Here is a 733-nt window from a genome sequence, read left to right on the forward strand (position 1 = left end):
GCACCCGTTAGTTTAATAAGAATTTCTTTAATTGTTCATAATAAGAGCAACATTGAATGGAGGTTCTTTATGAAAAAAAGCCTTGTAATATTGATTACCTGCCTAACTCTTTTCTCTTATTCTCCTGTTCAAGCCGAAACCGTAACTAAAAATGATATACAGTTGCGTGATGACTTGATTTTTATTATGCTTTATCCCTCAATTCAACAAGAATTGAAGAAGCAATATGGCGAAATTAAACAAAATTATTGTGGTGAAATAACCCAAATTAAGAAGCTGCCAATAGGCACTTACTTATTTAATGTCACCGTGCAGGTAACAACATTTGAAGGTGCTCACGGTCCTCCCAATGATTTAGTGACGATTACTTTTAGTAATGAAAAATCCATAGAGTGGCAGGCTATTGATTTCAAAAGAAAAAGGTTAAAGCCAAACGAAATAACTGAATGCAGACATCCTTTGTAAGAAGGGTGCTTTTTCTTCAGGAATATTATTCAACTAAACTGCCCCKTTAGTTCATTAAGAAAAACCGAAATTAGTTCATTTCGGTTCATCTTTTTTATAAACGGTTAAACTCTTTTCAAAACGGAACGACTTTTTTTAAAAAGTACAACTTTCTTTCAAATCCACATCTACAAAGATTCTGATAGTTTCCGCYATACCGTWAAAAGTAAAAAGCCCATTACAGGCTAAGCAGATTTACCGCAAGATCAATTATTGCTATCACTATCCC

1 protein-coding gene is annotated in these 733 nt (G+C 33.7%); it reads left to right on the top strand.

The genetic code is table 11. From position 1 onward, the window contains the following. A partial coding sequence (locus L4D76_RS28775; protein ID WP_428444203.1) for a DUF3888 domain-containing protein occupies nucleotides 1-465 on the top strand: 465 nt, incomplete at its 5' end. Nucleotides 466-733: the final 268 nt, after the last annotated feature.

Origin of the sequence: Photobacterium sagamiensis (assembly GCF_050337085.1) — a bacterium.
GTDB classification, from domain to species: Bacteria; Pseudomonadota; Gammaproteobacteria; order Enterobacterales; family Vibrionaceae; genus Photobacterium; species Photobacterium sagamiensis.